Here is a 23,103-nt window from a genome sequence, read left to right on the forward strand (position 1 = left end):
CGCGCGATCATTGACTGACTCTGTCCCCGTTCCGACCTCGTTCACACAAAGTCGAAGATCGGTGGGAGACAGACCACCACGAGAGCCGCCCAGATGCCGAAGACCGGCAGATAGCGCGTCTGCCAACCTTCCATCGCGCTGAATCCACAGCGGCCGCGGAGGAAACCGAGGAGCAGCCATGCCGACCAGCTGAGGTTGACCAGCAGGACGACGTTCATGCCGAGTGCGGCCGCCTTGTTGGGGGTGAAACCCCACTCCGCGATCCTGCTGAGCATGACGACCAGCATGAGCGCGTCGACCGCCAGAGCACTGCCGACCAGGACCAGTTGCAGACGGTCGAACACATTGGGCGCCAGCAGCGGGTCGCGGGCCGAGATGGCGTACAACAGCAATCCGAAAACGAGAACGAGGATGACGTCCATCAGGATCAGCAGGTTGCGGTCGACATCGACGACGCTGCCCTTCATCGCGAGCGCGACCAGTAACACCAGCAGCATGAGAGTCGTCAGCGGGGTGAACACTCGTGTGAGCACGGGGGCGATGTTCTCCACCACATTCTGTTTGGCCTCCACCAGCCATGCGGCGATGATCATCGCGCCTGCCGCGCCGAACGGCACGATCCAACCCTCGGCCGCCCACTCGACATCCATGCCGAGAGCGTCGAAGGCCTGGATCGTGAGCGCGATCAAGACCCCGCCGCCGAGACCGAGCAGGACGAGATAGACCAGCCATTCTCCGGTGAATCGAATGAAATCCATTCGCCGCCGGTCGGATCGCCATTGGCCACCGACATACGCGATACCGACGACGAACCACAGCGCGATCGGCGCGTGCAGCGCCGCAATCACTTCCGTCGCACCCTCCGCGGCGAAGGGGTACACGTTCAGTACGATCGCGGCAACCGCGAACGGCAGCAGCAACGCCGCGGCGCCGCGCGGTGTCATCTGCCGCTTCCAGGCGAAGTATGCCGCGAGGAAGGGCAGCACGAAAAGGCTCGCATTGCGGGCGAATACGTCGTCTGCGAGTGTCGCCGAACCGATCTTCAGAGCGATCGCCGCAGCGCCTGCGAGCCCGATTGTCACCATCAGTTCGCCCTGGGGACGGCGGCCTTCGGCGTCGGCAGGCTCGGGCATCAGCACGAGCTGTTTCCAGAGGCGATCAGAATGCTCGCGCGCGAACTCACGCGATATGGCGTTGACGTCGCCCATGCGTTTGACCGCGACGAGAAACGCCTCATCGGCCATCAGCCCGCCGGCGGACAAGTCTGAGATCTGGTCACGCAGATGGTCTTCCATCTCGTCGACGTCATCGGCCGATATCGCACGGTGACGTTCGACGAAGCCGCGCCACTGTCCGATCTGCGATTCCAGGCCGGAGTCAGCTTCCATCAGGTCCACCCCTCGGCAGCCGGTGGCAGCTGGACGCTCCGCCACACCTGATCGAGGGCATCGGCCACGACATCCCACTGAGCGCGCCGTTCGGCCAGCATCTCGAGGCCTGCGGCGCTGATCGCATAGTGTTTGCGGCGACGGCCGCTGTCCGAGACGCCCCACGACGCCGACACGAAGCCCAGCCTCTCCAAGCGATGCAGCAGGGGATACAACATCCCATCCGTCCACTGCATCTGCCCGCCGGAGAGTTCGTTGACCCGCTTCAGGATCGCATAGCCATAAGACTCGCCGTCGGCGAGAATTCCGAGCACCAGCGGGGTCGCCGAGGCCGCCACGAGGTCCTTGTCGATGAACATCTGCGCTCCCATACCTAGAACAGTGAGGGTAGCAGCTCTAGGTATCGGTCGTCACGGACCCTGGCCATCGGCGACGAGGTGCGGTGGGATGGCCGATGTCGACCGGTCGGTTCCGAACTTTTCGGTCATGACACTCAGTCGGGAATGCTGGTTAGTGTGAGGATGCCGGCTCGGGTGCCGGTGGACGCCGATGCCGGATCAGGGGACCACGATGACGAAGACCGCGGTGATCACGGGTGGCGCCGGTGGGATGGGACTGGCCACTGCAAAGTTGATGGGCGGCGACCATCGGATCGTGATCGCCGATGTGGACCAAGAACGCCTCGACGCCGCGGTCGAAGAGCTGACCGCGCTCGGTATCGACGCGAGTGCGGCGAAATCCGACATCACCGACCGCGCATCGGTGGACGCCCTGTTCGATGAGGCCGAGTCCGGTGGTCATGTTCGTGCGGTCGTCCACGCCGCCGGCGTCTCGCCCCAGATGGGCGATGCAGCGTTCATCGCCCGCATCAACGCCGTCGGTACGGTCAACGTCTGCGAGTCGTATCTCCGGCTCGCCGGGGATACGGACGCGATCGTCAACGTCGCCTCGATCGCCGGGCATATGACCCCCGGGTTTCTCCAGCCCACCCGGACCTTCAAGCTGGCCATGACCGATGTCACGAAGTTCGCCGAGAAGATCGAACGGTCGGCGAAACTGTTGCCCAACTCGGCCCGTCCAGGGGGCGCGTACAGCACGAGCAAGGCGTTCGTCATCTGGTATTCCCGGCAGATGGCTGCCGCTTTCGGCGCGAAAGGCGCACGCATCCTGTCGGTCTCGCCTGGATCATTTGATACCGCGATGGGGCGGCTCGAGGAGAAGTCCGGCTCCGGCAAACTCGTCCAGTACGCCGCACTCAAACGATTCGGCACTCCCGAGGAGGCCGCCGCCGTTCTGGCCTTCACGGCGAGCGAGGAACCGGGGTACCTCACCGGCACCGACATCCTCGTCGACGGAGGCGCCACAGCCGGTCTGACCCTCAAGGGCATGATTGCCATGGCTCGCGGCGACTGACGCGCGACGACGGAAGGTCGCTCGGTCGGCCATCCGCCTTCCCCTCACCGGCGGTCGCTTCGCGTTTTGCCGATGCCCGCGAACGAGCACTGCGGCCGCCACTCCCACCACGACACCGATCACCGTATCGATCCCGCGCGCCACCAACAGCGCTGTTGCGTCGCCGGGATCAGCGAGTTCAGTCATCAGCATGACGAGCGGGGTGAAGAAGCCGATCGCCACGGCGTAGTGGCGTGTCATGAACAGTTCGGTCGGGAACAGCAGCGTCATCATGATCGCAGCGAGGATGCTCGGCCCGAGATCACAGGTCAGCAGGATGGCAGTCGCGACCAGACCCGCGAACGTCCCTTCGGTACGGTGGATCGCGCGGACCAGCACGAGTCGAACCTCGCGTTCGGACGGGCGCCCGACGTCCATCGCCCCCAGCGGGACGGCTGCCGACGCCATCGCCCAGTTCACGTGATCGAAGCCGAAGAACATTCCGAGCCCACCCGCGGCACCCACCGCGACGGCGTATCGCGCCGCGTGCACGAGCGAACCACGCGGCAGTCGCCGACGTGCGCGGTGCGTCGTGTGGGCGTTCCGAGGCGCCCCGACGAGTCCGATCACCAGCGACAACGCCGCCGCGGCCACGCAGATCCCGATCGCGGAGGGCGGAGCCGCCAGAGACGGCGGAACGGTGGCAGTGGCACCGAGCGCGAAAAGGAAGAAGAACGGCCCGGCCGGCCGCAGCTCCAGTGCGTCGGCGATCACCGAGGCCGAAGCGGCGAACACGACGCCGACGACGACCACCACCCACATCAACGCCGACGACGAGCCCAGTAGAACGCCGAGCGACACCCCCGCGGTCAAGAGCACCGCTGCCCGGACCTGCTGGCCGATGCGTTGCCCACCGGTGCAGGATCGTCCGTACATTCCCGCAAATGATCCGAACGCGGCGTAGACCATCAGCTCTGGGCGCCCCGCGGCCAGCAACGCGACCCCGGGGACCGCGAGTCCGACTGCGACGCGCATGGCATGGCGTCTGTCGGCGGTGTCGGGCCGAATGGCCGTGGGCATCGTGAGTGCTTCCACGAGATCGTCGTTCTCCCATCCGGCGTCACCGATGTGTCTGCGGCTCATGTGCGCCCGATGCGCAACTCCTCGACAAATGTTCCGCCATCAGGCGACACCACGTCCAAGTGATAACCCAACTGAGCCGATCGGCGGCGCCTATCGCCCGTGGTAGAACGGTTTCATGCTGTTTCGTCAGCTCGAATACTTCGTCGCGCTCGCGCGGGAGCAACATTTCGCCCGCGCCGCCGCTGCCTGCTATGTGTCACAACCGGCACTGTCGGAGGCCATCCGCAAACTCGAACGGGAACTCGGGGTGCCGCTGGTGCGGCGGGGATCGAGTTTCGAGGGCCTGACTCCCGAGGGAGAACGGCTCGTCCTGGGTGCTCGGCGCATCCTCGCCGAACGTGATTCCCTCGAACACGAGGTGGCGGCAATGCACACGGGCCTCACGGGCGAGATACGGATCGGCGCGATTCCGACCGCGACCACCAGCGTCGCCGACCTCATCGGACCATTCTGTGCCACGCATCCACTGGTGCGTCTGCGACTGGAAACAGCGTTGCGCTCCGACGAGATCATCGAGCGGATAAACCGATTCGAGCTCGACGCGGGGGTTGTCTACATCGACGGTACCGATACCGCGGGTCTGGTCACCACAAGCATCTACGACGACCACCACGTGCTCCTCGTCGCCGAGGATCTGATCGCCGGGGTGACCGGACCGGTCACCTGGCGGGACATCTGCGAGTTGCCGATGTGCCTGCTGCACAGAGGGATGCGCGGCCGCGATCGTATCGAGGAGGTCGCCGCGCAGCATGCGGTGACCATCTCACCGCGTCTCGAGGCCGATTCGATCGCCACGCTGCTTGCCATGGTCGACCACGGCGGGTGGGCGACCATCGTCCCACGCGCCTGGGCCGATGCCCGGTCCACAGAGGGCACCCGGCGCGTCTTCGAACTCGACGGCGCCCCGCTCGGCGGCCGCATCGCGCTGGTCCGGGCCGCCGGAGACCCGGCGTCGGTGCTGGTGAAGGCGCTCGAGGAGGTCGCCGTGGCCACCAGGTTGTCCCCGCCGGGGTGAGTCACGCCTGCCCGTGATCGGAATCGCCTATCGTGACGTCGAAGCCATTTCTCAGACGAACGCTCTCGACGAATCGCGAATGAAGGACCTTCATCCGCGATTCGTCGGCGTTGCGGTGACCGGCGCGCTCGGCCTACCGGTATTCCGGATTCTGGAAATCGTAGCGGCACCCCGCGTCCCAGCCCGAACGGATATTCCCGTACGCGGGGACACCGCCGGCATCTTTGAGCACCCGCGCGAGGTGGATCAGGTTCCAGGTCATGAATGTCGTGTTGCGATTGGTGAAATCGTTCTCCGGGCCACCAGAGCCGGGGTCGAGGTAGGAGGGGCCGGGGCCGGCCTCACCGATCCAGCCGGCGTCGGCCTGGGGCGGGATCGTGTAGCCGATGTGCTGCAGCGTGTACAGCACGTTCTGTGCGCAGTGCTTAATGCCGTCCTCGTTGCCGGTGATGAGGCACCCGCCCACTCGGCCGTAGTACAAATACTGTCCGGCATCGTTGAGTAGATGTGATCCGCCGTAGAGCCGTTCGTGCACTTTCTTCATCACGGAACTGTTGTCGCCCAACCAGATCGGTCCAGCCAAGACGAGGATCTCCGAGGCGAGCACCTTCTCGAAGATCGGGGGCCAGTCGTCGGTCGCCGCGCCGTGCTCGCGCATATCGGGCCAGACCCCGGTGGCGATGTCGTGGTCGACGGCCCGTACGACCTCGACGTCAATGCCATGGGCGGCCATGATCCTCGTGCTGATATCGATCAGGCCCTGAGTGTTGCTCAACTCGGGCGACGGCTTCAGCGTGCAGTTGATGAACAGCGCCCGCAGGTCGCTGTAGTCGGCGGGCGGATTCGGCTCTGACATGGTCCCGATTGTCCCGCTCCGGGACGCGCGACATGCCAGTATTGCGGAGATAATTCCGCTGCCGGGGCCCGAGTCCGGACCGACACTCGTGCACTCGCCAGAAACCGGGCCGCTGCGCAAATCGGGCACGACGGCCGACGCGCGAGAGAATACTGGGGTTGTGAGCCCGCTGCATCGCTACATCGCCGAGGAGATCGCCACCGATCACGCCGACGGTCTGCTGACACGTCGCGAAGCGCTGCGCCGATTAGGACTGATGGGCTTGTCGGCAGTCGCCGCATCGTCGCTGCTCGCGGCCTGCGCCGGCGACGACAACGGCGGATCTGCGTCGCCCAGCAGCCCGGCGCCCAAGGCCACAACGACCGGTAGTCCCCGCGCGGACGCACCTGGAATGGATACCGCAGTGGCCACCGAGCCGATCACCTGGGCAGGACCGCGCGGTGAACTGCAGGGCGCATGGGCGGCCGCCGCCGATCCGCGCGGCGGCGTGGTGGTCATCCACGAGAACAAGGGCCTCAACGACTGGGTCCGCTCGGTCGCCGGCCGGCTCGCCGGTGTGGGTTACTCAGCCCTGGCGGTCGACCTGTTGTCCGAGGAGGGTGGCACGGCAACCTTCGACGACCCCGCGGCGGCGACGGCCGCACTCGGCAACGTCGCCCCCGAACGGCTGATCGCCGACGTCGGGTCCGCCCTCGGCGAGACCGCCAACCGCTTACCCGACAAACCGCTCGCCGTCGTCGGCTTCTGCTTCGGCGGTGGAGTGACCTGGCAGCTGCTCGCGGCCGGCGAACCACGCGTCGCGGCCGCCGTGCCGTTCTACGGCCCTGCCCCGGACAACCCCGATTTCTCCGGATCCCGTCAGGCTGCGGTTCTGGGTTTCTACGGCGAACAAGACGCCAGGGTCACCGCCACCCAGGCCACCGCGCAGCAGGCCCTCGACAACGCCGGAATGGTGAACGATCTCGTGGTGGAGCCGGGCGCCGGACACGCCTTCTTCAACGACACCGGGCCGCGCTACAACCCGACGGCCGCCGCCGATGCGTGGCAACGGCTCCAGGATTGGTTCGCCGAGCACCTGGGTTGAGGGTCGTTGTAGACCGCAGCACGGCTGCCGACGACGGAACGGTAGTCGTTTGGTCGGGGTCGAAATGAGAAAGGACGACCTGTGCACAGCACTGATCATGTCGACGGCATCGAGGTCCTGTGGCGTCCCGGCTGCCCTTTCTGCGTGCGCCTGCGGAGGGGTCTGCGTCGGCGCGACATTGCGACCACGGAGTTCAACATCTGGGACGACGAGAACGCCGCCGGACGCGTCCGCGACGTCACCGGCGGTGATGAGACGGTTCCGACAGTATTCGTCGGGACGGTCGTCATGGTCAATCCGAGTGTCCGGCAGGTCGTCGCCGCCATCGAATCGGAGTTTCCCGATCGCACCCACGAGTTCCTCGGCGAGCAACGAGGCCCAACACGAAAGTCGTGGTGGACGCTACTGCAGCGCTAGGGGCAGCCGAATCAGCGCGCCGTACAAATGATTCGATGATGAGAACACTGGCAGATCACCAGGTGGAGTACGCGTCAGACAGGTCGACGCGCGGCACACCGTCGTCGCGGGAAGCAAACCCACCGATGGCGGTTCGGGACGCGCGGTGGTCGCAATTGGCGGCGTTCAGAGATTGATCTGTGGGATGCAACCGAGGCTGCCGAAGAAGAAGTAGCCCGGAGGCAGAGCGGGTCCGGAATCAACGGGCTCGCAGGTGATTGTGAGTGCGGATGCGGGTGCCGCTCCACAGACGAACAAGGCACTTGCGGTCAGCAAGACAGTGGCGAGAGCGCGCTTCATGTGACATCTACTCCTGCGTGATGAGAAGAAATGGTCGGCGCCGGTGCCGAGTGGTGCCTAGATTAGAGCATTGCGCGGCGCAATTTCGTCGTCCACATGGGCGACTCCGGCATCGCCTCGGCGATGCCGGGTGCTGACGCACGGCCGCAGATGTGGGAAGTGATCGATGCGAATCTCGGCCGATGGGTCGGACACAACATCGACGACTTCAGGCCGGCTCCAGCGCGCGCTTGGCCTTCTCCAACGCAGCGAGCGTCCGCAGCACGAACTCACGTTTCGCGGTCAGCTCGGACACCTTGGCCTTGCCGCCCAGACCGGCGTCCTTCTGCGCGGCAGCAAGTCGGTCCTCGATCTCGGTGAGCTGCGCCAACAGGCCCTCGGCCCGGCTCGCGAGCTCGGCTCGGTCGGGCCGAGAAATGTCCGACGGTCGAGTCGCCGTCGACGTGGCCTTCTGCGCCCTGCCGGTCGCCGCCTTCACATCGGCCTTCGGGGCGGTGGGCGCGGATCCGGGGGAACGCTGCCCAGACCGCGATGTGCGGCGCGGGGGAGTGTGTGTTCGGATCCGGGTGAGCTCCGCCGACGCCTCGCGAGCTGCGACCCGATGCTCGCGCTCTTCCTCGTCGTCGGACTCCACGGACCCGCCCAACGGTCGCAGACCGTAGTAGCCGACGAACTCGCGCGCCGCAGCGATGGTTTGTTCCGCGGCGCGGCAGCGCGCGCACCGCGGTTCATTGCGAAGGTCCGCGACGTCGTCGTCGGACGAGCACCACACGCATATCCGGGAAGTGACGTCGGTCATGGGGGCATCGGCAGCGCGGGGGATCACGGGTGAAGAGAGTACGACACAAAGCTTTTCACATCGAAATCGGGGCTTCACTCACACCGGTGTTCCGGTGTGAGATCGGTGGGCTCGACGTCAGCCGTGCGCTCCCGGTAGGTCACCACGAGCGGGGCGTGATCGGACAGGCGCTCGGCCGGGAGCGGTTCTTTGTCCACCACGACCTCGGTCGCGCGGCGAGCGAGATCGGGTGTGGCGAGTTGGTGGTCCACGCGCCAGCCCACATCCTTGGTGAACGACTGTCCCGCCCAACTCCACCACGTCAATGGCCCCGGACGATCTCCATGCACCCGTCTCACCACGTCGACGAGCCGACGGCTGCCCAGGATCGAACTGAACCAGTCACGGTCTTCGGGCAGGAAACCGTCCATGGTCCGAGCGGCACGCCAGTTGGTCACGTCGTGCTGTGTGTGCGCGATGTTGAGGTCGCCGACCAGGAGGAACTCGCGCCCCTGGCGCAGCGCCACGAGACGGTTACGGTTCAGTTCGCGGGTGAACGAGGTCAAGAACCGCTGTTTGCGCGCATACTTCACGCCGCCGTCCGGCTTGTCACGCATCGCTCCCGACCGCTGGCGGTCCGCGGGCAATCCGCCCTTGGGGAGGTAGAGGCATGCGACCGTCACGGGTCTGTCGGCGAGGTCGACCTCGATGTATCGGCCGTGCGTGGCGAACTCGCGGAGCCCGCGTGCTCGCGGCGGATCGGTCACCCATGTGCGCACCGCCACGGGAGGCAGTCGTGTCAGCACGGCCACACCATTGCGGCCGGCCACGGATCCGACATCCGCCGCCACCGAATAGCCCGGGAAGTCACCGAGCTCGGACTCGCGACAACGCAATTCCTGAATCGCGATGACATCAGCCGACCGCGCTGCCAGCCAACGATCGAAACCGCGACGTCGCGCCGCCCGGATCCCGTTGACGTTGAAAGAAACGACCGTGAACGAATCGGTGGTTGCGGGACTCACACCGAAACTGTGCCGGATTCAATAGAATGCCGAACATTGAGGGGCTCTCAGATCCTGCGGGATACCGCCGAACGACGTCAGTCGTGAGGCTCGCGCCGCCAGGTTATGTCGCTGGATTCTCGACCGTCCGTGCCAGGATTCCGAGCGTCGCACGCAACGCTGCTTCGGGGATGATCGGGAAGATGTCCATGTCGCGGTAGCGGCCGTCGATCTGGCTCCAGTCGTAGTACGACGTCGCGCGGGTCCCCTCCTCGGTGGGTTCGAGTCGATAGCCATAGATGTGTTTGATCGGCGGTTGAATGGCTCCCGAGATCGTCCACTCGAGGAGTGAATCCTGTTCGTACTGCGTGATGATCACGGTGACGTCGTATTTGCCCATCGGGATGTCGTTCAGCGACTCGCGATCCATGTGAACGACGAATGTGTCGCCGGCGGCGCGCACCGGCTCGCCCTCGGCCGATTGCAGCATGCCCGAACTGTCGATCTGGACGTGGCCTTCCGGCCGAGTGAGAAGGTCGAACACCGCTGCGGGTGGTGCGGCAATCTGTCGGGCAACCTCGAACCGTTCATTCGTCATTGCACCGACCCTGCCAGATCCACGGTTCGCACACGAGCGAATGCCCACCGATGGCGGCCGCCACGTCGGAGCGTCGTTGCCAACGCTCACATCTTTGGGCACGGTGGAGGGATGAGTGGACAAACGAGCGTCACAGTGGAACGTGTCATCGACCTGCCGGTCGACACGGTGTTCGAGGTGTTGAGCAACCCGGAACATCACCCTGAACTCGATGGTTCGGGATTCATCCGCGGGGTTGATCACGCGGACCGAATTCAGCACGTCGGCGATGTATTCACGATGAACATGAACGGCCCGCACATGGGCGGCGACTACCAAACCGACAACCACGTCACCGGTTACGCCAAGGACAAGCTGCTGGCCTGGCAGACCGCGCCGGCCGGTACCGAGCCGCCCGGATGGGAATGGGTGTGGGAACTCGAGTCGCAGAATCCCGACAAAACGCTGGTGCGCCACACCTACGACTGGTCCAAGGTGACCGACAAAGATCTGCTGGCGCAGGTGAAGTTTCCGTTGGTGACCAGAGATCAGCTCGAGGAGACGCTGAGCCGCTTGGCCGCCGCCGCGAACGGATAGTTGCCCCGCCCACGTCCTGACGGCGAGAAGCGTTCGATAACTGCGCCTTTCGCGCACGAATCTGCGACACCTTGTGCACAGTGGTCGGCCGGCCGGTTCGCCGATGACGGACGCCGAAAGCCGTTCCGGTCACAGTGGGAATCGATCCGGTGGCGGCGCCGTTGGTGCCACCATGCGAGCAATCACGTACTCCCGCTTCGGCGGACCCGAGGTCCTGGCGCTCACCGAGCTCCCCACGCCCAAGGTGGGGCCCGACTCCGTCTTGGTGCGCGTGCAAGCGACCAGTGTCAACCCGGTGGATTGGAAGGTCCGCGGGGGCTACCTCGACCAAGTGCTGGACACCGTGTTTCCCGCTGTCCCCGGCTGGGACGTCGCGGGCATCGTCGAGCAGGTCGGCCTGGATACACCCGAGTTCGAGGTCGGCGACGAGGTGTTCGGCTATGTCCGCAAGGATCTCGTGGGCGGGACCGTCGCCGGCGGCACCTTCGCCGAGTTCGTCGCTGCGCCGGTACGCACCCTGGCCCGTAAGCCGGCTGCCTGGACGTTCGAGGAAGCCGCCGCGGTTCCACTCGCCGGACTCACCGCCTACCAGACCATTCGCCGGGCCGGCCTGCAGCCGGACCACACGGTGCTCGTCCACGCCGCCGCCGGCGGTGTCGGATCGTTCGCGGTGCAGGTGGCCCGGTCAATCGGTGCACGGGTGATCGGCACGGCCTCGGGCAACAATCACGACTTCCTGCGCGGGCTCGGCGCCGAACCGGTGACCTATGGCGACGGACTCGCCGATCGCGTGCGCGCGCTCGCCCCAGACGGTGTCGACGTGGTCCTCGACTACGTGGGCGGTGACGCGCTCGACTCGGTGCCCGACGTGGTGCGCGACGGCGGCACGGTCGCCTCGATTACCGATGCCCGGGCCCGTGATGAGTTCGGCGGCCACTACGTGTGGGTCCGCCCCGACAGCAGCGACCTCGCCGAACTCGCCCGCCTCGGCGATGCCGGCAAGCTGAAGCCCGAGATCGCGGAGGTGTTCGACCTCGCCGATGCCGCCGCCGCCCACGAGCGCAGCGCGTCGGGTCACGTGCGCGGCAAGATCGTCGTTCGGGTGTGAGTTCACGAAGCTGTGGTCGCGCCGGCCGCCCGAGGCCGGTAACACGCATCGGCCGGAGAGCGATCACCTGGTCACATGACAACCTCGACGATGGGCAGGGGCGACGGTGGGTAACGGCAGAAGAGTCGCGGCCGGATTGTCCACGCTGGCAATAGTTGCGGGTGCGGGTGCCGTGACGGCGGCACAAGCTGCTGCGGCACCCATCGGATGTTCGGTCTACGACTATCGACACGGCGTGTCCGCCAACTGCCCGCCCGGGCGGCCATACGTGGTGGAGCTGGACTGCCTCGGTCTCGGCCGCAACACCGGGGAGACCACCGGCGTGCGCATTCTCTACCACCGCACCAGCAAACCCGCCGACCGGACCGGGTTCGCGGCAGTGGACTGTGGTCAGGGTAGCTACATCGGGATCGGCCTCGTCTCGAGGGCGTGGATCCGATAGGGCAGACGTGGCCCTGGCAACTGCATCGCCGGGTAGCTCACACCGGAGTAAAGTCCGGGAAAACAAGCCCGTCCTCGTCTGTCACCAGAGTGTGACGGTTTCGCCGAGGAGTCAGCCATGTCCACCGCCGTTCCCGGGTCCGCCGCCTCGTTCGCCGACGTCACCGACTACGTCTCCGGCCCCTACGCCCCGGTCGCTGACGAGATCACCGCCTTCGACCTTGCGGTCGACGGCGAGTTGCCGGCCGAGCTGAACGGACGCTACGTCCGTAACGGGCCGAACCCCGCCGATCTGAGATCTGTTGATCTGCGCACCACTGGTTCGTCGGCGACGGAATGGTGCACGGCGTCCGACTGCGCGACGGCCGCGCAGAGTGGTACCGCAACCGTTTCGTCGGGTCGGCGAAGCTTTCCGCCGCCCGCGGTCAGCCCGATATCACCGGCCCCAACTGGAGCGGAAATCCACTCGGCCCCAACACGAATGTTGCCGGTTTTGCCGGCACGACGTGGGCGGTGATGGAAGCCGGCGCCTGCCCGGTCGAACTCGACTACGACTTGGAAACCCTGGGTCGCAATGACTTCTACGGCACACTGCCAGGAGCGTTCACGGCACACCCGAAGCGGGATCCGCGCACCGGCGAGTTGCACGCGATGGTCTACGCGTGGGCGCAGTGGATGGATCACGTCCAGTATGTCGTCGTCGGCGTTGATGGGAGAGTGCGGCACACGCTCGACATTCCGCTACCGGGTATGACGATGCTCCACGACATGTCACTCACCCCACACTGGACGATCATCTACGACCAGCCCTGCACCGTCGACATCGACGTGGCCATGACCGGTCGTTTTCCGTTCCGATGGAATCCCGATTACGGCAACCGAATCGGCCTGTTGCCACGCACCGGGGACGGCGGCACGGGAGCCGGCGCAGCCGACATCGTCTGGGTCGATATCCCACTTGGCTACGTCTTCCACCCCATGAACGCGTTCGAGCGCGATGACGGCACTGTGGTGATCGATGTCTGCAACTACCAGAAGATGTTCGCGCGAGATGTCTTCGGACCGTTCGGCGACGGGCTCAGCCGACTGGAGCGCTGGGAGGTCAACCCTCGCCGACGATCCTGCTCCGTCTCCGTCGTCGACGACACGGCAAACGAGTTCCCGGTGCACCGCGGATCGGTCGGACTTCACGAACACCGGTACGGCTACTGCTCAGCACCGTCCCTCGACCGTTCGCAGGGCTGGCCCACTCTCAAGCACGACCTGCTGACGGCGAACGGCGCGTGTTCGATCACGGCCCGGGACGGGCCGCCGGAGAACCCGCCTTTGTGGCGCGGTCGGAGGGTGACGGCACCGAGGACGACGGATGGCTCATCACCTTCGTCCACGATGTCGCGGCCGGCACGGCCGAGTTCGTCGTGATGGACGCCCAGGAGTTCGACCGCCGCGGGTACGTGGCGCGAGTTGCGCTGCCACAACGCGTTCCGTTCGGATTCCACGGCAATTGGATCAGCGACGAATCGGTTCCGCCGCCGGATTGAGGTGCGCATCTGCTATCAGCGGCATCAGGGCAATTGAGACGAGACCGGAAGCGACACAAGGTAGGTCGAGTCGCTGTATCAAACAGCGGCCGTGACCCCGGGGTAGCGATGGGCAACTGTTGAACTACAAGTGCGTCCACCAGGCATGCGAGCAGAGCGCCGTCGCTGTCCGCGACGACCGTTAGATCTAGTCGCGGACATACCGCCCAGGGGCCGGATCGAGTACCGGGTGTAAGGAACTACCGAGATCCTCGCCGGCACTCACCCGCGGGCCACCTCGCTGGCTCACCCAATCGGCCCAGACTTCCCACCAGCTGCCTTTCTCACGGGTTGCCTCATCGAACCACGCTTGCGGGTCGGGGCCAGGTCGCTTGCCAGTCCAATAGTGCGCCTTGGGGTTTCCAGGCGGATTCACCAGACTGGCGATATGTCCGGAGTAACTGAGAACGAATGTGATGTCGTCACCACCGAGTAACTGAGTGGTGCTATAGCACCCCCTCCACGCGGTGAGATGATCGGCGATCGCCCCGGATACGAAAGTGGGTATCTCGATGCGGGACAGGTCGATCGGAGTGCCGAGCACCGTGAGAGCTCCTGGGGTCGCGAGCAGATTGCCGCTGAAGATGTCCAGGAATTGACCATGCAATGCGCCCGGCAGATTGGTGCCGTCCGCGTTCCAGGCCAGGATGTCGAAGGGTGGTGGTTTCCGGCCCATCAGGTAGTTGTTGACGACGTAGTTGAAGACAAGTTCGTCCGGACGCATCCAGGTGAAGGCACTCCCCATGTCGCGAGCGCTGATCAGTCCCTTGCGGCGCGAGCGGGATTTGGCGAACGCGAGCAGTGCTGAGGAGCGGTAGGTCGAAAGCTGCTCGCTGTGGCCGAAATCAAGCATGGTGACCGCGTACGAAATGCTGTTCACCCGGTTATCGCCCTCGGCGGCGAGATGGTTGAGCAGCAGGGTGGTGATCAGACCACCCGCGCAGAATCCGATGAGGTTGACGTCATCGCTGCCGGTGACCTCACGGACTTCGTCGATCGCCCGTGACACCCGCCCGGCGTAGGTGTCGAGGTTCCAGTCGCTCTGCTCTGCCTGCGGATTACGCCATGACAGCATGAATGTCTGCAGACCCCGCGAGACCGCGTACTCGACAAAGCTGCGCCCAGGCCGAAGGTCCAAGAAGTAAAAGCGACCGATCGGTGGCGGCACCACCAGTACCGGCCGTTCGTGCACGGTCTCGGTGGTGGGTCGGTACTGCAGGACCTCGGCGATCTCATCACGGGCGATCACGGCACCGGGAGTCAGCGCCAGGTCGGCACCAACGGCGAACGCACCGGGTTCTATCATCGACGGCATACCGCCGTTGTGCCGCACGTCGGACACGTAATGACCGATGCCACGCGCCAGGCTCAGGCCGGCCGTGTCGAACGCTTCCTTGAGCGCGGCCGGATTGGATGCCAGGAAGTTGGTTGGCGCGACAGCCGAGGTCAGTATCGAGGCCGCGAACTTCGCCTGCTGGCCGCGTGCAGGCTTGTCACCCTTGTCGGCCCATTCGTCGACAACCTCACCCAGCGCGCCCGTCGAGGCCAGGTAGGTCTGCACGATCCGGTGAAAGACCGGGTTTGTCTTCCAGGCGGGATCGGCGAAGCGTCGATCTCCCTTGGCCGGCGCCACCGAGGAGCGCCCGACGGTGATCTTTGCCAACTCACCTCCGAGTCGCAGCCCGGTGCGAGCCACCACTCTGCCCTGTCCCATCGCGCTGGCGAGGGCGCGCCACACCTCCGACGACCCGGGGGGCATACCGACGTCGTCGCCTCCACCAATGGCTTCCTCAGTGCGAGAATCTATTTCGGTCACGGTGCCCATGGCGACTTTCCTTTCGGGCGTACTGATCGTGGGGTTGCGCCCTCCTTGTGAAGGCTACCGTCGGCAACCGGGCAGCTGCGGCGTTTCCAGACCCTCGGCACCTCCAAACTCCTTCGAAGAAGCCGCGTACAGTGCTGGGCGATCATCGACAACCCTCGAGCGAGTGGGAGCGAGCAGGGGAGTGGCGAACCGCAAGTCTCTGACCTGCAGCTCGCCAATTCGGGTGAAACAGGAGGAACCTGATTCTCGCCACGGATCGGTCGCGAATGTTCGACAGCCCGTTCACGGAACGATCAATGGTGGAGAACCGTCGCTGATCTGGGGACGGTGAAGTGGCGATGATCGAGAGTGGCGACCGTCCTGGTCCGGTACACATCGGCCGAGACGATGTTCGACGCGTCGGCGAGTCCCACGGGTTCGTCGGATGCATCGATCAAAATCGAGACCCCCTCATGCTGCGGTTCAGCTGCGTCGAAGTAGGCCAGCACTGCGCTCGTGTCGACGATCACTCGCCGAAACCCCCCGCAAATCGTCGACACGCTCGGGCAATGGGTTCATTGCCCGAAACAACGCACCTCGAGGCCGAGGGGTGTTCCCGCTCAAAATTTTTCGCAATGCCTGAAGCGCGATCTCGGCCTCCGGAAGCGATCGCCGGGACGCTTCGAGCTCGATGGCCCGCTTCAAGTCATCCGTGAGGTACGAGGTCGTTTTGACCTTTCCCTACATGGTATTACCTGCGGTTTACCGCAGACGCTGAATTGAGTCCCATCCACCCGGACATTCCCATTCACACGGTTAGACTGTCGGAGGACATCGGGAACTGCCCACGGGCTGGATTGAGGTGCGCAAAGCATCGACCATGCGGTACACCCGGTCGGGCATGGCGGCGGCCGCGGTGGGTGTCACCGAGCACTTCACGCTGCTCAGTCACCGTCCGGTTGGTGGCGGTTCACCGGTGACTGTCCGACTTGCACGATCCAGCTACTCCGATGCACCGGCGTGCAGCCACGTACCGCTGACAGCCGACGAAACTCGAGGAGTGTCCCATGGGCACAGTGGTCATGTACGGCTCGGTGTCGGTCGACGGTTTCATCGCGGACGAGAACGACCAACCCGGCCCACTGTTCGAGTGGTTATCCGCCGGCGATGTTCCCCTCGACGGGAGTGGCATGTTGAACGTGTCGCAGACGTCCTACGACTACATTCGACCGTACTGGGATCAGATCGGGGTCACCATCGTCGGCCGCCACGTCTTTGACATCACCGATGGCTGGGGCGGGGTGCCTCCGAGTGGCATCGACCACGTGGTCGTCGTGACGCATCGACCGGCGCCTGACGACTGGAACCTCGAGGCGCCCTTTCACTTTGTCGACGGCGTCGCCACGGCCGTGGCCACAGCACAGGAACTTGCCGGTGACCGGATCGTCGAGGTCGCCGCGGGTGAGGTCGGTGGCCAGGTGTTTACCGCGGGCCTCGTCGACGAGGTGCGGATGGACGTGGTACCCGTCGTCCTCGGGGTCGGCAAGCGGTTCTTCGGGTCGGTCAACGCGCAGCACCTACTGGAGGATCCCGACGCGGTGATTCCGGGTAACCGGGTGCTGCACCTGCGCTATCTGGTATGCCGCTGACGCAGGTCGACGCCGCGACACCGTCTGATCGTCCGAAGGAACATCACGTTCCGCAGAACGTCTGGAATGTGTTGGTGAACGATTCGGGCGCCGGCGCAGCGAAAGCTTCCCACTCGCCGCGATGCTCGAAGGGGTGAGTTACCGCCGCCAAGAGTAGCTCGAACGGGGCCATATCCCCGTGTGTGGCTGCGCTCAGCGCAGCGTCGAGGTGGTGATTGCGTGGAATGTAGAGCGGGTTGATGCGGTCCATCGCGTCCGCGGTCTGATCACGGTCGCGACCGAGACCATCCAGCGCGGCGTGCCAACGGTCCAGCCACGGCGCACTGTGCTCACTCGGTATCAGCGCCGCCAGAGGGGAGTCGTCACCGCGCAGTTCGTCGGCGAGCGCGCGGAAGGTTCCGGTCCAATCTGCGCGGTCATCCCTCATCAAGAGCAGCAGATCATCGATCAGGTCGCTGTCACCGACGACGCCGGCCAGTCCGATCTTCGCACGCAGGCCCTCAACGAGGTGTCCGGTGTAACGATCATCGAACGTGACCAGGACGGCGGTCGCCGCGTCGATCGCCTCGTCCGGTTCTGCACCGATGAGGGTCAGCAGTGTCTCGGCGAAGCGTGCGAGATTCCATTTCAAGACGGCCGGCTGATTGCCGAAGGCGTAGCGGCCGCCGTGATCGATCGAACTGAACACCGCCGAGGGGTCGAAGGCATCGATGAAGGCACACGGGCCGTAGTCGATGGTCTCGCCGGAGATCGTGGTGTTGTCAGTGTTCATGACACCGTGGACGAAGCCGACCAGCATCCACTGCGCCACCAAGGCAGCCTGCCGATCGAGCACCGCGTCCAGGAACCTGAGGTACCGATCGCCGCCCTCGGGGAGGTCGGCGAGCTCGGGATAGTGGCGCGCGATCGCATAGTCGGCGAGTGGCCGGAGAAGCTCGGACTGGCGGGCCGCGTACTCGAAGGTCCCGACACGCAGATGGCTGGCCGCGACCCGGGTGAGCACCGCGCCGGGTTCGATCCCAGTGCGGTGGACACCTCGTCCGGTCGCGACGACCGACAGGGAACGCGTCGTCGGAACACCCAGCGCGTACATGGCCTCGCTCACCAGGTACTCGCGCAGCATCGGAGCAACCACCGCGAAGCCATCGCCGCCTCGGGAGAACGGTGTCGGTCCGGAGCCTTTGAGCTGCAAGTCAACTCGATGTCCGTCGACGTCGATGACTTCACCCAGCAGCAGGGCCCGCCCGTCGCCGAGCAACGGCGCGTACCCGCCGAACTGATGTCCGGCGTATGCGGTGGCGACCGGCGTCGCATCGACGGGCGCTGCCGCACCGGACAGGATCGCGACACCGTCGGCCGACCGCAGGGCCGCCACATCCAGACCCAACGTCGCCGAGAGTTCCTCATTGACGACGAGCAGCGCCGGCTCGGGCACCCCGGCGCCGCGCCAGGGTACGCTCAGCGGCGGCAACTGGTCGGCAAATGTGCGCTCGAGGCCGGTGATCGCCGGGCTTGTGCGGGTGGGAGAGTCGGACGGTGCTGGCACACTCCGAGCCTAACCCCGCACACGATGGTCCACCCGTCTCGGATCCCTGGCACGTGAGAGCAGAAGCGTTGGCGATGCGTTCGAGGCGGCAGTGACTTCCTGCCGGTACCCGCGTGGCCTTGTTCCACGCTGGTGTAACGCTCGTCGATGCATCCCACATGTCGAGCGTGCTCACCCGAGAGGCATACCGGACGGTTTGATCACCTTGACACTTTGAGCACGGAGAGCAAGCTCGACCTGGGTCAGAATTTGCGCGACAATCGGACTTGAAAGCGCTGCGCCGCCGCCATGGCCTTCTCAGCGCGGCTGCCCTGTGCCGGCAGAGTTCCCATTTGCCTGGCGATGTTCGCGTTGTCGCTCACCACCGTGAAATAGCTCCCAAGGCCGTCCCGCAACTCGATGGTCTCGCGGACGTCGAAGCTGACGTGATTGCCGGTCGGCGCAAGTCCCGGTGGCTCGAATATGCCGCCGTGCGTTCCGGTGAGTTTCCAACACAGGCTGATACGCGGCGCTGCGGGGTGGAAGAACGGCCCGTCGTCGAGCTCGAGCAGTAGATCGGGGAATGCACGCCACACCCGCTTGTAGTACTCACCAACCGGCCGGCGGCCGTGCAGCGTATCGGGGATGTTGCTGTGCTCGAATACAACATCCTCGACCATCACTTCGGTGAACTTTTCAGGATCATGCGCGTTGAACCCGGCCAGCAGTCGTTCCACGAAGACCCTGGCCGTGGCCTGGTCGACTGCGCCGGCGTTGAGGCTGTCCGAACTCACGGTGGCTCCATCGTTGATGAACACGACAGGTACATTCTGCGCGGCCGCGACTACTCGACGCGGGGTATCCAGCGGGATTTGCACCGTCCGAACGACCTCGGTGCGAAAGCGATCGAGCACAGGGGAAAGGCGCGTCTGCCGCTGCAGCGCGAGGCCTGCGATTCCCAGCCTCATGCCGGCCGAGGTGGGCGACGATCTCGCTCGTTGAGCAGCGAGATCACTCGGAGCGTCGCTGTCTCGCGGCTGCGGTTTGTAGACTGCGGGTAACGGACATCAATCGTGAGGAGCTGAATACGTTGGCGCGGAGTGCAGTTCCGATAACGGTTGATCCGATGGTCGATGTGGTGTTGGCGCGATATCGAGCGGAACTCGGGCCAGACGAACCGACGTATCGCAATCACATACATCGCTGCGCGAACTACCAGCGGGCACTGCTCGGAAACGAGCTGCCGACTGCGGCCGTGGTGGCCTGGGTCGTGCACGACCTCGGAATCTGGACTGCAAGTACATTCGACTATCTCGCTCCCTCGGCTGCGTTGGGCGACGCACTTGCGCCCGAATTCGGGATCACGGAGCCGGAACTGGTCCGGCGAATGGTCCTCGATCACCACGGTCTGCGTTCCCGGGCAGATCCATTGATCGAGACGTTCCGACTGGCCGATCGCGTCGACGTGAGTAGGGGATTGCTCCGTGGCGGCATCGATGGAGGCTTCCTCGCGGACGTTGTCGCACAATTCCCCTACGTCGGGTTCCATCGATTTCTGGTGCGGACGGGAATCCGGCACGCTATCAGACACCCCACCCGCCCCCTGCCGATGATCCGTTGGTAGCAGCATTTCAGCATCTTCGATCCATCGTGCATCGGCGACCGTGTTGCCGACGAAAGCTTCGTCATCGAATGGCTGGACGCTCAGGCGATGGAGACCCGTGTACCCGTCGGCGGTTGCGGTCGGCGAACTCGGTATGGCATCGCGGCGATGACGCCCGGGCGCAGTCGCGACCGGCACCACAAATGGCTGGAGAAGACGTCAACTCGTGATCACAAGCGCGCTCAGCGTGCGAACCTCACGTCTCTGAATGGAGGCTCGCCAATTCGGGTGACACTAGAGCAACCTGATTCTTGTCACAATCATTGGCGAATGTTCGGCAGCCCGGCTTACGGAATGATCAGTGGCGCCGAACCGTCGCCGAGACGGAGGACGGTGAAGGGGCGATGATCGAGAGTGGCGACCGTCTTGGTCCGATATGCGTCGGCCAAGACGATGTTCGACGCGTCGGCGACGCCGATAGGCACATCGGCGTACTGTCGAACGATCGCCGAAGCGGCCGACAGCCGCTCGCGCGACATGGCGGCGAGTTCCCAAGCGCCCGAAGTCAGTTCATCGAGCACAAGGCGCTCGATGTGAGAGCCATGGCGCGTCAACACGAGGTGGTCGAGCTCGGCCACGATGTACGGCGATACGACCAAGGGCTCATCGGATGCTTCGATCGCCACCGTGACAGCCTCATGCTGCGGTTCGGCTGCGTCGAAATAGGCCAGCAGTGCGCTTGTGTCGACGATCACTCGCCGAAACCCTCGAGCAGCTCGTCAACACGTCCGGCAATGGGTTCATTGCCCGAAAACAACGCACCTCGAGGCCGAGGAGTGTTCCCGCTCAGAGCTTTCCGCAATGCCTGCCGCACGATCTCGGCCTCCGGAAGCGATCGTCGGCGCGCTTCGAGTTCGATAGCCCGCTTCAAGTCATCCGGGAGGTACAAGGTGGTCTTGGCCATGCCATATATGGTACCACCGGTGGTATACTCTCAGACGCTGAACCGAGTCCACGGCGCCAGAAGGTCGGCATCACGATCCCGAATGCCCGGGAAGGACGCACGCCTGCCGGCCGGACTCGCGGTTTCGCCGCACTACTTGGGGCTGGGAGAACAAAGACAGGAGGCATGACGTGGCCGACATCCAGTTGCCGACCGAATGGCCATCGAAGGCTCGAGCCATCGCGCAGGCCACCGAGCGGGGCATCGGTACGGCGCGCGCACACGACCTCGACGGTTTCGGAGAAGCACTCAAAGTGCTCGAACTCCACCCTGAAGCGCGAGACGTACACGCTCACATGATCCGAGAGCTCGTCGAGACCCGGTATCAGGACGGTGTGACCGGGGACGACGTTTCCGAGGTATTGACCCGCACGGTCGGTGATGCCGGCGCCTGGAATGCGCCCATCGATCCGTCGGCCGTGGTGGTGGTGCTCACTGGCAGTCTGGCTGTGGTCGACCGTTCTGACGATGACGGCCCGGCAACGGATTTCCCGCCGGCACAGCTCAACGGCGCATCGGTCCTGGTGATCGCCGATATGGCGGCCGCTGCCGCGCTCGATCATCGTCCGTACCTGGTGCGCGCCGTCGAAGAGATCCGCCGCGCTCAGACGGTGGAGATGCCCTGAGAGAACCCCACCGAGCCGGCGGCATTTGACCTGTGATCATCCTTGACACCAACGTGATCCGCGAACCCACCGCCAAGACTCCGAACGAGTTCGTCATCGCCTGGTTGGACGCCCAGGCGATCGAGACCCTGTACCTGTCGGCGGTTACCGTCAGCGAACTGCGATGTGGCATCGCAGCGATGCCGCCCGGGCGCCGTCGCGACGAGTACCACACGTGGCTGGAGGACGACACCCTGCCAACGTTCACGGGCCGAGTCCTCGCCTACGACCTGGACACCACCGCACCTTATACGCACCTGATGTCCCGAGCCCGGGCCCCCGGCCGGCCGATCACCGCTCGCACGACATGGCGGCGAGTTCTCCTCGCCGACAACGGTAGTAGCGTGCCCGATGCCGCCAGCGATCCCACCTGCTCCGACCGGATCAGGTCACCGTTGACGCTGGTCGGCAGCGGGTTCGGCGGTGAATAGAACGATTCCCCGGTCGCGACAACCTCGGCGCAGGCCGCATGCCCGCGGGTCTGTTGTCTGCGCTATGCCACAGCCGCGGCAGCCAGCTCGGATATGCGCGCCCAATTCTTTGTTGTGACAGCTTCTTTGGGTGTGATCCAGGAGCCGCCCACGCACCCGACGTTGGGTAGTTCGAGGTAGCGAGGGGCGTGTGCGGGGGTGATGCCGCCGGTGGGGCAGAACCGGGCGTCGGGGATCGGACCACGAATCGCCTTCAGATGGTCGACGCCGCCGGCGAACTCGGCGGGGAAGAACTTGAGTTCGGTGTAGCCGGACTCCATCGCCGCCAGGACCTCGGAGACGGTGGACACGCCGGGCAGGTGCGGGAGCCCGGTGTCGGTCATCGCCGACAGCAACGTGGGCGTGCTGCCGGGCGAGACGAGGAACTGAGCGCCGGCTTCGGCGGCGCGTTTGGCTTGCTCTGGTTCGACGATGGTGCCGGCGCCGACGTAGATCTCGGGTACCTCGCCGGCGATCCGCTCGATTGCCGACAGCGCCACCGGCGTACGCAAGGTCAGTTCGATGATCGATATTCCGCCCGCGACCAGCGCCCGGGCGACCGGCGCGGCGTCCTCGATGTGATCGAGGACGACGACGGGGATGACCGGGGACACGTTCAGTAGCGAGGTGCTCATGGAGTTCTCCTGGGTTCTCATGCGACAGTT

The 23,103-nt window shown here is 65.1% G+C and carries 24 protein-coding genes and 2 pseudogenes; 11 read left to right on the plus strand and 15 right to left on the minus strand.

All coding sequences use genetic code 11. The annotated features are described in order from the left end of the window. Window positions 1-41 precede the first annotated feature (41 nt). A complete protein-coding gene (locus tag AC4AMJ_RS07730; RefSeq protein ID WP_489917707.1) occupies window positions 42-1,388 on the minus strand; it encodes a permease prefix domain 1-containing protein in 1,347 nt (448 codons plus the stop codon). Beyond that, entirely contained in the window at window positions 1,388-1,747 is a 360-nt protein-coding gene (locus AC4AMJ_RS07735; RefSeq protein WP_489900891.1) for a PadR family transcriptional regulator, read from the minus strand. Before AC4AMJ_RS07735 ends, AC4AMJ_RS07730 begins: the two co-directional genes overlap by 1 nt. 211 nt (window positions 1,748-1,958) lie before the next feature. Between AC4AMJ_RS07735 and AC4AMJ_RS07740 the strand changes: the two genes are divergently transcribed. Beyond that, window positions 1,959-2,801, plus strand: coding sequence for an SDR family NAD(P)-dependent oxidoreductase (locus AC4AMJ_RS07740; protein ID WP_489917708.1), 843 nt, complete (start codon window positions 1,959-1,961; stop codon window positions 2,799-2,801). Between the two features lie 108 nt (window positions 2,802-2,909). Here the strand turns inward: AC4AMJ_RS07740 and AC4AMJ_RS07745 are convergent. Continuing rightward, window positions 2,910-3,923: pseudogene (locus AC4AMJ_RS07745) on the minus strand (FUSC family protein); the annotation flags it as partial. A gap of 115 nt (window positions 3,924-4,038) precedes the next feature. Here AC4AMJ_RS07745 and AC4AMJ_RS07750 point away from each other — a divergent pair. Further along, the gene (locus AC4AMJ_RS07750) at window positions 4,039-4,938 is read left to right on the plus strand and encodes a LysR family transcriptional regulator (protein WP_489895529.1); all 900 of its coding nucleotides are present in this window, start codon (window positions 4,039-4,041) and stop codon (window positions 4,936-4,938) included. Between the two features lie 133 nt (window positions 4,939-5,071). On the opposite strand, the gene AC4AMJ_RS07755 is transcribed toward AC4AMJ_RS07750, so the two are convergent. Then, entirely contained in the window at window positions 5,072-5,794 is a 723-nt protein-coding gene (locus AC4AMJ_RS07755) for a flavodoxin family protein (RefSeq protein ID WP_489895531.1), read from the minus strand. A 160-nt stretch (window positions 5,795-5,954) separates the two neighbouring features. On the opposite strand from AC4AMJ_RS07755, the gene AC4AMJ_RS07760 reads away from it, so the two are divergent. Both AC4AMJ_RS07760 and AC4AMJ_RS07765 read left to right on the plus strand, forming a co-directional pair. Beyond that, entirely contained in the window at window positions 5,955-6,878 is a 924-nt protein-coding gene (locus tag AC4AMJ_RS07760) for a dienelactone hydrolase family protein (RefSeq protein ID WP_489895533.1), read from the plus strand. An 81-nt stretch (window positions 6,879-6,959) separates the two neighbouring features. Beyond that, the gene (locus AC4AMJ_RS07765) at window positions 6,960-7,295 is read left to right on the plus strand and encodes a glutaredoxin domain-containing protein (RefSeq protein ID WP_489895535.1); all 336 of its coding nucleotides are present in this window, start codon (window positions 6,960-6,962) and stop codon (window positions 7,293-7,295) included. 547 nt (window positions 7,296-7,842) lie between these two features. Here AC4AMJ_RS07765 and AC4AMJ_RS07770 read toward each other — a convergent pair. The 3 genes from AC4AMJ_RS07770 to AC4AMJ_RS07780 all read right to left on the minus strand — a co-directional run bounded on the left by AC4AMJ_RS07770 (window position 7,843) and on the right by AC4AMJ_RS07780 (window position 10,014). After that, window positions 7,843-8,433, minus strand: coding sequence for a hypothetical protein (locus AC4AMJ_RS07770; RefSeq protein ID WP_489917709.1), 591 nt, complete (start codon window positions 8,431-8,433; stop codon window positions 7,843-7,845). A gap of 74 nt (window positions 8,434-8,507) precedes the next feature. Beyond that, the gene (locus AC4AMJ_RS07775; RefSeq protein ID WP_489895539.1) at window positions 8,508-9,437 is read right to left on the minus strand and encodes an exodeoxyribonuclease III; all 930 of its coding nucleotides are present in this window, start codon (window positions 9,435-9,437) and stop codon (window positions 8,508-8,510) included. 103 nt (window positions 9,438-9,540) lie between these two features. Next, window positions 9,541-10,014 (minus strand): SRPBCC family protein, encoded by a 474-nt coding sequence (locus AC4AMJ_RS07780; protein WP_489895541.1) that lies wholly within the window; start codon window positions 10,012-10,014, stop codon window positions 9,541-9,543. A gap of 111 nt (window positions 10,015-10,125) precedes the next feature. Here AC4AMJ_RS07780 and AC4AMJ_RS07785 point away from each other — a divergent pair, with 111 nt between their 5' ends. The 4 genes and pseudogenes from AC4AMJ_RS07785 to AC4AMJ_RS07800 all read left to right on the plus strand — a co-directional run bounded on the left by AC4AMJ_RS07785 (window position 10,126) and on the right by AC4AMJ_RS07800 (window position 13,680). Beyond that, window positions 10,126-10,590, plus strand: coding sequence for an SRPBCC family protein (locus AC4AMJ_RS07785; RefSeq protein WP_489917710.1), 465 nt, complete (start codon window positions 10,126-10,128; stop codon window positions 10,588-10,590). A gap of 172 nt (window positions 10,591-10,762) precedes the next feature. Next, window positions 10,763-11,698: an NADP-dependent oxidoreductase gene (locus AC4AMJ_RS07790; protein WP_489895545.1), complete on the plus strand. Its 936-nt coding sequence runs from the start codon at window positions 10,763-10,765 to the stop codon at window positions 11,696-11,698. Between the two features lie 106 nt (window positions 11,699-11,804). Beyond that, entirely contained in the window at window positions 11,805-12,140 is a 336-nt protein-coding gene (locus AC4AMJ_RS07795; protein WP_489917711.1) for a hypothetical protein, read from the plus strand. Window positions 12,141-12,475: 335 nt separating this feature from the next. Then, window positions 12,476-13,680: pseudogene (locus AC4AMJ_RS07800) on the plus strand (carotenoid oxygenase family protein). Window positions 13,681-13,867: 187 nt separating this feature from the next. Here the strand turns inward: AC4AMJ_RS07800 and AC4AMJ_RS07805 are convergent. Beyond that, on the minus strand, window positions 13,868-15,544 hold the full coding sequence (locus AC4AMJ_RS07805; protein ID WP_489917712.1) for a PHA/PHB synthase family protein: 1,677 nt from the start codon (window positions 15,542-15,544) through the stop codon (window positions 13,868-13,870). 293 nt (window positions 15,545-15,837) lie between these two features. After that, complete coding sequence (locus tag AC4AMJ_RS07810; RefSeq protein ID WP_489917713.1) at window positions 15,838-16,053, minus strand: PIN domain-containing protein; 216 nt, start codon at window positions 16,051-16,053, stop codon at window positions 15,838-15,840. 537 nt (window positions 16,054-16,590) lie between these two features. Between AC4AMJ_RS07810 and AC4AMJ_RS07815 the strand changes: the two genes are divergently transcribed. Further along, window positions 16,591-17,172: a dihydrofolate reductase family protein gene (locus AC4AMJ_RS07815; protein ID WP_489917714.1), complete on the plus strand. Its 582-nt coding sequence runs from the start codon at window positions 16,591-16,593 to the stop codon at window positions 17,170-17,172. A 43-nt stretch (window positions 17,173-17,215) separates the two neighbouring features. On the opposite strand, the gene AC4AMJ_RS07820 is transcribed toward AC4AMJ_RS07815, so the two are convergent. The 5 genes from AC4AMJ_RS07820 to AC4AMJ_RS07840 all read right to left on the minus strand — a co-directional run bounded on the left by AC4AMJ_RS07820 (window position 17,216) and on the right by AC4AMJ_RS07840 (window position 21,264). After that, on the minus strand, window positions 17,216-18,718 hold the full coding sequence (locus AC4AMJ_RS07820) for a protein adenylyltransferase SelO (RefSeq protein ID WP_489917715.1): 1,503 nt from the start codon (window positions 18,716-18,718) through the stop codon (window positions 17,216-17,218). A gap of 242 nt (window positions 18,719-18,960) precedes the next feature. Then, complete coding sequence (locus tag AC4AMJ_RS07825) at window positions 18,961-19,665, minus strand: ester cyclase (protein WP_489917716.1); 705 nt, start codon at window positions 19,663-19,665, stop codon at window positions 18,961-18,963. Next, window positions 19,662-20,498 carry a hypothetical protein gene (locus tag AC4AMJ_RS07830; protein WP_489917717.1) on the minus strand — a complete coding sequence of 279 codons (837 nt, stop codon included), beginning with the start codon at window positions 20,496-20,498 and terminating at the stop codon, window positions 19,662-19,664. Before AC4AMJ_RS07830 ends, AC4AMJ_RS07825 begins: the two co-directional genes overlap by 4 nt. 149 nt (window positions 20,499-20,647) lie before the next feature. Beyond that, on the minus strand, window positions 20,648-21,055 hold the full coding sequence (locus tag AC4AMJ_RS07835) for a PIN domain-containing protein (protein ID WP_489917718.1): 408 nt from the start codon (window positions 21,053-21,055) through the stop codon (window positions 20,648-20,650). After that, on the minus strand, window positions 21,052-21,264 hold the full coding sequence (locus tag AC4AMJ_RS07840; RefSeq protein ID WP_489917719.1) for a ribbon-helix-helix domain-containing protein: 213 nt from the start codon (window positions 21,262-21,264) through the stop codon (window positions 21,052-21,054). Before AC4AMJ_RS07840 ends, AC4AMJ_RS07835 begins: the two co-directional genes overlap by 4 nt. A 170-nt stretch (window positions 21,265-21,434) precedes the next feature. On the opposite strand from AC4AMJ_RS07840, the gene AC4AMJ_RS07845 reads away from it, so the two are divergent. Then, window positions 21,435-21,929 (plus strand): hypothetical protein, encoded by a 495-nt coding sequence (locus tag AC4AMJ_RS07845; protein WP_489917720.1) that lies wholly within the window; start codon window positions 21,435-21,437, stop codon window positions 21,927-21,929. A 32-nt stretch (window positions 21,930-21,961) separates the two neighbouring features. After that, on the plus strand, window positions 21,962-22,399 hold the full coding sequence (locus AC4AMJ_RS07850) for a PIN domain-containing protein (RefSeq protein WP_489917721.1): 438 nt from the start codon (window positions 21,962-21,964) through the stop codon (window positions 22,397-22,399). 62 nt (window positions 22,400-22,461) lie between these two features. Here the strand turns inward: AC4AMJ_RS07850 and eda are convergent, their stop codons facing one another. Next, a complete protein-coding gene (eda, locus tag AC4AMJ_RS07855; protein WP_489917722.1) occupies window positions 22,462-23,073 on the minus strand; it encodes a bifunctional 4-hydroxy-2-oxoglutarate aldolase/2-dehydro-3-deoxy-phosphogluconate aldolase in 612 nt (203 codons plus the stop codon). Window positions 23,074-23,103 lie beyond the last annotated feature (30 nt).

It is taken from the genome of Gordonia sp. LMA484 (assembly GCF_058129505.1).

What these genes read in the sequence shown, in the direction of transcription:
- AC4AMJ_RS07730 (WP_489917707.1), bottom strand. Translation starts at nt 1,388, where the DNA reads ATGGAAGCTGACTCCGGCCTGGAATCGCAGATCGGACAGTGGCGCGGC.
- AC4AMJ_RS07735 (WP_489900891.1), bottom strand. Translation starts at nt 1,747, where the DNA reads ATGTTCATCGACAAGGACCTCGTGGCGGCCTCGGCGACCCCGCTGGTG.
- AC4AMJ_RS07740 (WP_489917708.1), top strand. Translation starts at nt 1,959, where the DNA reads ATGACGAAGACCGCGGTGATCACGGGTGGCGCCGGTGGGATGGGACTG.
- AC4AMJ_RS07750 (WP_489895529.1), top strand. Translation starts at nt 4,039, where the DNA reads ATGCTGTTTCGTCAGCTCGAATACTTCGTCGCGCTCGCGCGGGAGCAA.
- AC4AMJ_RS07755 (WP_489895531.1), bottom strand. Translation starts at nt 5,794, where the DNA reads ATGTCAGAGCCGAATCCGCCCGCCGACTACAGCGACCTGCGGGCGCTG.
- AC4AMJ_RS07770 (WP_489917709.1), bottom strand. Translation starts at nt 8,433, where the DNA reads ATGACCGACGTCACTTCCCGGATATGCGTGTGGTGCTCGTCCGACGAC.
- AC4AMJ_RS07780 (WP_489895541.1), bottom strand. Translation starts at nt 10,014, where the DNA reads ATGACGAATGAACGGTTCGAGGTTGCCCGACAGATTGCCGCACCACCC.
- AC4AMJ_RS07785 (WP_489917710.1), top strand. Translation starts at nt 10,126, where the DNA reads ATGAGTGGACAAACGAGCGTCACAGTGGAACGTGTCATCGACCTGCCG.
- AC4AMJ_RS07790 (WP_489895545.1), top strand. Translation starts at nt 10,763, where the DNA reads ATGCGAGCAATCACGTACTCCCGCTTCGGCGGACCCGAGGTCCTGGCG.
- AC4AMJ_RS07805 (WP_489917712.1), bottom strand. Translation starts at nt 15,544, where the DNA reads ATGGGCACCGTGACCGAAATAGATTCTCGCACTGAGGAAGCCATTGGT.
- AC4AMJ_RS07815 (WP_489917714.1), top strand. Translation starts at nt 16,591, where the DNA reads ATGGGCACAGTGGTCATGTACGGCTCGGTGTCGGTCGACGGTTTCATC.
- AC4AMJ_RS07825 (WP_489917716.1), bottom strand. Translation starts at nt 19,665, where the DNA reads ATGAGGCTGGGAATCGCAGGCCTCGCGCTGCAGCGGCAGACGCGCCTT.
- AC4AMJ_RS07840 (WP_489917719.1), bottom strand. Translation starts at nt 21,264, where the DNA reads ATGGCCAAGACCACCTTGTACCTCCCGGATGACTTGAAGCGGGCTATC.
- eda (WP_489917722.1), bottom strand. Translation starts at nt 23,073, where the DNA reads ATGAGCACCTCGCTACTGAACGTGTCCCCGGTCATCCCCGTCGTCGTC.